Source organism: Eubacterium sp. MSJ-13, from assembly GCF_018918235.1.
Taxonomy (GTDB): Bacteria; Bacillota; Clostridia; order Lachnospirales; family Lachnospiraceae; genus Butyribacter.
In genome coordinates, this window is record NZ_JAHLQE010000046.1 from 1 (window position 1) to 4396 (window position 4396).

Annotated in this window: 4 protein-coding genes; 1 reads left to right on the top strand and 3 read right to left on the bottom strand. The window is 37.9% G+C overall.

Annotated elements, in window-relative coordinates:
* Window positions 1-107 precede the first annotated feature (107 nt).
* Window positions 108-1193, top strand: coding sequence for an HD-GYP domain-containing protein (locus tag KQI69_RS02865; RefSeq protein ID WP_216563779.1), 1086 nt, complete (start codon window positions 108-110; stop codon window positions 1191-1193).
* 96 nt (window positions 1194-1289) lie between these two features.
* On the opposite strand, the gene KQI69_RS02870 is transcribed toward KQI69_RS02865, so the two are convergent.
* From KQI69_RS02870 to KQI69_RS02880, 3 genes are all read right to left on the bottom strand, one after another.
* A complete protein-coding gene (locus KQI69_RS02870) occupies window positions 1290-1670 on the bottom strand; it encodes a hypothetical protein (protein ID WP_216563780.1) in 381 nt (126 codons plus the stop codon).
* Window positions 1671-1734: 64 nt separating this feature from the next.
* Complete coding sequence (locus tag KQI69_RS02875; protein WP_216563781.1) at window positions 1735-2076, bottom strand: hypothetical protein; 342 nt, start codon at window positions 2074-2076, stop codon at window positions 1735-1737.
* A 105-nt stretch (window positions 2077-2181) separates the two neighbouring features.
* Window positions 2182-4188 (bottom strand): beta-galactosidase, encoded by a 2007-nt coding sequence (locus KQI69_RS02880; RefSeq protein ID WP_216563782.1) that lies wholly within the window; start codon window positions 4186-4188, stop codon window positions 2182-2184.
* Window positions 4189-4396 lie beyond the last annotated feature (208 nt).

Genomic DNA, 4396 nt, shown 5'->3' on the forward strand with positions numbered 1-4396 from the left:
ATGTATGCTGCTATAGCAGCTATGTGATAGCAGCTAATAGTGTTATGAGCAAGTAGCAGAGTGGATTGTGAATATCCACTTGACTTATGAAAAAGAGGGGGAAGAAAATGAAAACGAAAAAAATATTTACAGCCAATCTTGTACCCGGAATGGTCAGTGCTGAACCAGCATATACAACCGACAATCATTTAGTAATACAAAGCAACACTGAAATTACCGAGGATATAATAGATAAGTTAAAATATTATTCTATCAGGACAATACGCATATATGTAAATGAGGTCACTGATTCTAGCAAAACCGAGCCTTTAAAAATCGAACCTACATATTTTGAACGAATTGAAAAGTCAGATGATTTCCAAAAATTCCAAACAGAATTTAATGCATGTCTTGAAGGTTTCCAAAAAACTCTTAATGATATGATAATAAAAAGCAGTGACGGTCTTGTAGATGATATGCTTTCTGAAATTGGAAATGTTTTGGAAAAATCAAGAAATCCTCTCCATTTACTTGAAATGATGCAGTGTATGCGCGGATATGATGATTTGACATACACACACTCAATCAATGTCGCTCTCATCAGTAATGTTATCGGAACATGGATGAACCTTGGTCAGGAAGATATAGAAACTTTGATGATAGCCGGTATGCTTCACGATATAGGAAAACTGCGCATCCCGCCCGAAATCATTCAAAAACCTGCACGACTTACAGATGAAGAATATGAGATAATCAAAAAACATCCACAGTATGGTTACGATATATTATCTCCTAAAAATCTTAATCCAAAAATCAAACTTGTTGCACTTCAGCATCATGAGAGATATGACGGAAAAGGTTATCCTCAGGGATTGAAAGGAAATGAAATAGACCTATTCTCCGGAATAGTAGCCATTGCCGATGTATATGATGCCATGACCGCTGACAGGGTTTACAGAAAAGGCATATGTCCTTTTCCTGTTCTTGAACATATGGAACTCCAGAAAGACCTCTATGAACCCGGAGCATTATACAAATTTATTGAAAGAACGGTAGAAGCATACATAAATACCGAGGTTCTTCTATCAAACGGAGAGATAGGACGTGTTGTTTTATTAAACAAAAACTTTCTTTCAAGGCCTATAGTGATATCTGGTGATAAGACTTATGATCTGTCAAAAGATTTCCACTTACAGATAGACGCATTACTGTAAAAACTTTCATAGAAATTTTAATATATCAAAATGACTGTTGCACAAAATTAGTTATATGACTAACCTTGTGCAACAGTCATTTTAGTTATTATTATATCACAACTTGGGCAGATATATAAACATAAGATACGCCCATCTTAGCACCATCCCTGTTATGATAATAACTATCTGAAGTATGATATCAAACCATTTTCTCTTTACTCTCTGCTCTCCCGTTTTTGCATTTTCCTCTATCAGATCAATCTTTGGCGAGCATCTTTTTATGAGCCATATATAAAATCCTAAAACTACAAAATATCCCAAAAACATGACCGCACCTAAGAGCTGCGACAAACCATCACCTTTAGGGCTGTATTCCGATGCACTTCCCGACGCGTTTGTCAGTTTTGTAAAAGCAGAATAAAGATAATCAAGAGAAATATATCCCAATATCAGACTGATAACAGAAAAAATCAGTCTCCTCCACCATTTCATCATGCGATAATTCCTCCCGTTTAATGCTTTCTATATCACCACACACATATATTGTACGGCGATTCTTTTATGCATATTCATCAAAATTCATTCCTGATAATATCATACTGTCTCTCTCCATCTTCGATATCTCATATGGATTGTCAGTATTATTATATGAAACATTCTGAGCACCGGCATATTTTGCCTTAACCTCATTAGCTTCTTTCGTATCATATGTCTCACTTGTCTTGTCATCGCCATAGACTACAGCATACTTTGCCTTATCCTGCTCTCCGTCAACAGCCTGTGCTCCCTTTACTTTTGTTACCGGAGTGACAGGAGAGTTCTGTATCTGGTTAAAATGTGAATTGCCATATGTATAAATACTGCTTATATTGTTTGTACCATTAATACCACTGATCTGCATACAAATCCCTCCTTTTAACTGTGCTAGTACAACGAATAATTAATTTTTCGTTGTACTAGTTAAATGTTTATCTTATTCTGATACAATTATACTCTCCATTTTCACTCAATGCAAGGAAGTTATGTTCATCTCAAACGGTTTCAGAACGATTTCTTCTTCATCAACAATAGCCTTCTGCTCTTTTTGAGTATTATTAAATATAAAACGCCATGTTTTATCCCCGTAACGATAAGTAACTTCCACGCCCTTTTCAAGTCCTTCAATAATGTCAAGTCCCTGACTTACAGCCATCTGCCTTGCAAAATCAATACTTCCGTCACGGTTTAACATAGTACCAAAATAATAGACTTCACCGTTACCATATTTATTCCTTGTGACAGCCGGTGCACCCTTATAAAACTGTTCATCATATCTTGCAAGCACTTCCACTTTGTCATTTTCCTCTATTATATCGCACCAGCGTTTACCAAAAAGTCCGCTTTTTAAAGCACACTCTGATCGTATGTCAGTTTCCTCAGAGAATTTAAGCAAAACCTGCATACCATCTGGCAGTGCTTCATATTCAGACACCTTTATCCCTGTAAGTTCTGAGTAAGCAACAGGCAACTGCTTCATAATACATTTATTATTATAATCCCTCTCGCCTGAACGATTTGTCAAAATAACGGTGGCTCCTTTAGCTGCTGCATCATAAATATTTGATACAGTTTCTTTATTCTCCACAAACATCGTAGGTGCGACAATTATCCTATACCCGTTAAGTTTCTCCTTCTGACTTATGATATCAACTCCAAGTCCAAGGCAGATAAATGCATCATGCCACTGTTTCATCTGCTCAAAATAATGCATTTCTTCCGCCTGATGCTGATTTTTAAATGCGTATTCGTTGTCAGATGAATATAATATTGCAATCCTGTTTCTGCATACGGTTCCATCAAGTTCCTGAATTTCTCTAACCTTGCTGCACAGTTCACAAAATTCTTTATATCTTCTTCCCGGCACATTGCTGTGATCAATTATCCCCTGCCAGTACATCTCAGCACCGGAAACTGCTGTCCTCCATCTGAAATGAATGACCGCATCAGCTCCATGTGCAATCGCCTGAAGTGAATATCCCTCCATCATTCCCGGCTGTATCGCCCTTGACATAGGTCCCCAGCTTCCTATCATCCCGCTAAGCTGTTCCATTATCCAGAAATTTTTATTTTTGACTCCACGCATAAGGTCAAGGTGAAATGCATGTGAATAAAGTGTTTCATCATCTTCCGGTAACACATGTGCCGGATAGTTGTCAAATGAAACGATATCAAGATTTTCAAACATATCATAAAAATCAGGCATATTTGCACAAAGCCATGTATTTGTCGTAATAAATTTATCAGGCGATATTTTCCTTATGATATCAGACTGAAATTTCACATAATCACATGTACTGTCAGAAGCATATCTGTTAAAATCAAGATTAAGTGAAGGATTAAGCCATTTTTCATTATCATTCATAGGTGGCATAACCTGTGAAAAGTCGCTGTACTCACCACTCCAAACATTATTTCCATAAGCCTTATTTATTTCTTCTACCGTACCATATTTTTTCTCAATCCACTCCCTGAAACGACTTTTACACACATCGCAGCGGCAATGATTGGACTCAAGCTCATTGTCTATCTGATAACCTACAACATACCTCTCATCCTTATATCTTTCCGCCATATATGCAATAATCTTCTCCGAAAGTTCTCTATAAACAGGACTGTTTAAGCACCTGTGCCCTCTTATCCCTGTCTGAATCCTCCTCCCCCACTTATCAACCTGAACAATCTCAGGATACTTTTCAAAAAGCCACTGTGGAGGCGTATTAGTCGGAGTACACAAAACTACATATATATCCCTTTCTGCAAAAAGCCTCACCGCCCTGTCAAGCCATTCAAAATCAAACCTTCCCTCCTCCGGCTCAAACCTGCACCATGCAAACTCCCCCATACGCACAAGTTTAACCCCGGCATCACGCATCATATCCGCATCCTTAACCCAAAGAGCCTCATCCCAATGCTCCGGATAATAATCCACACCAATATTTATTCCCTTCGGTAATCTAACCACATTATCAGCCATCCATACTTCCTTTCCTCACCAAAAAACAACATCCTATCAAAATGCTACATCACAAAACCTCGCATCGCCCCCTAAACAACACTCTTATCAAAATCCTCCATCGCGAAACCACAAACAATCTCCCAATCAAAACCTCCACATCGCAAAATTCCAAACACCTTTCCTATCAAACCCTCCACATCGCGAAACCACAAACAATCTCCCAATC

What these genes read in the sequence shown, in the direction of transcription:
- KQI69_RS02865 (WP_216563779.1), top strand. Translation starts at nt 108, where the DNA reads ATGAAAACGAAAAAAATATTTACAGCCAATCTTGTACCCGGAATGGTC.
- KQI69_RS02870 (WP_216563780.1), bottom strand. Translation starts at nt 1,670, where the DNA reads ATGATGAAATGGTGGAGGAGACTGATTTTTTCTGTTATCAGTCTGATA.
- KQI69_RS02875 (WP_216563781.1), bottom strand. Translation starts at nt 2,076, where the DNA reads ATGCAGATCAGTGGTATTAATGGTACAAACAATATAAGCAGTATTTAT.
- KQI69_RS02880 (WP_216563782.1), bottom strand. Translation starts at nt 4,188, where the DNA reads ATGGCTGATAATGTGGTTAGATTACCGAAGGGAATAAATATTGGTGTG.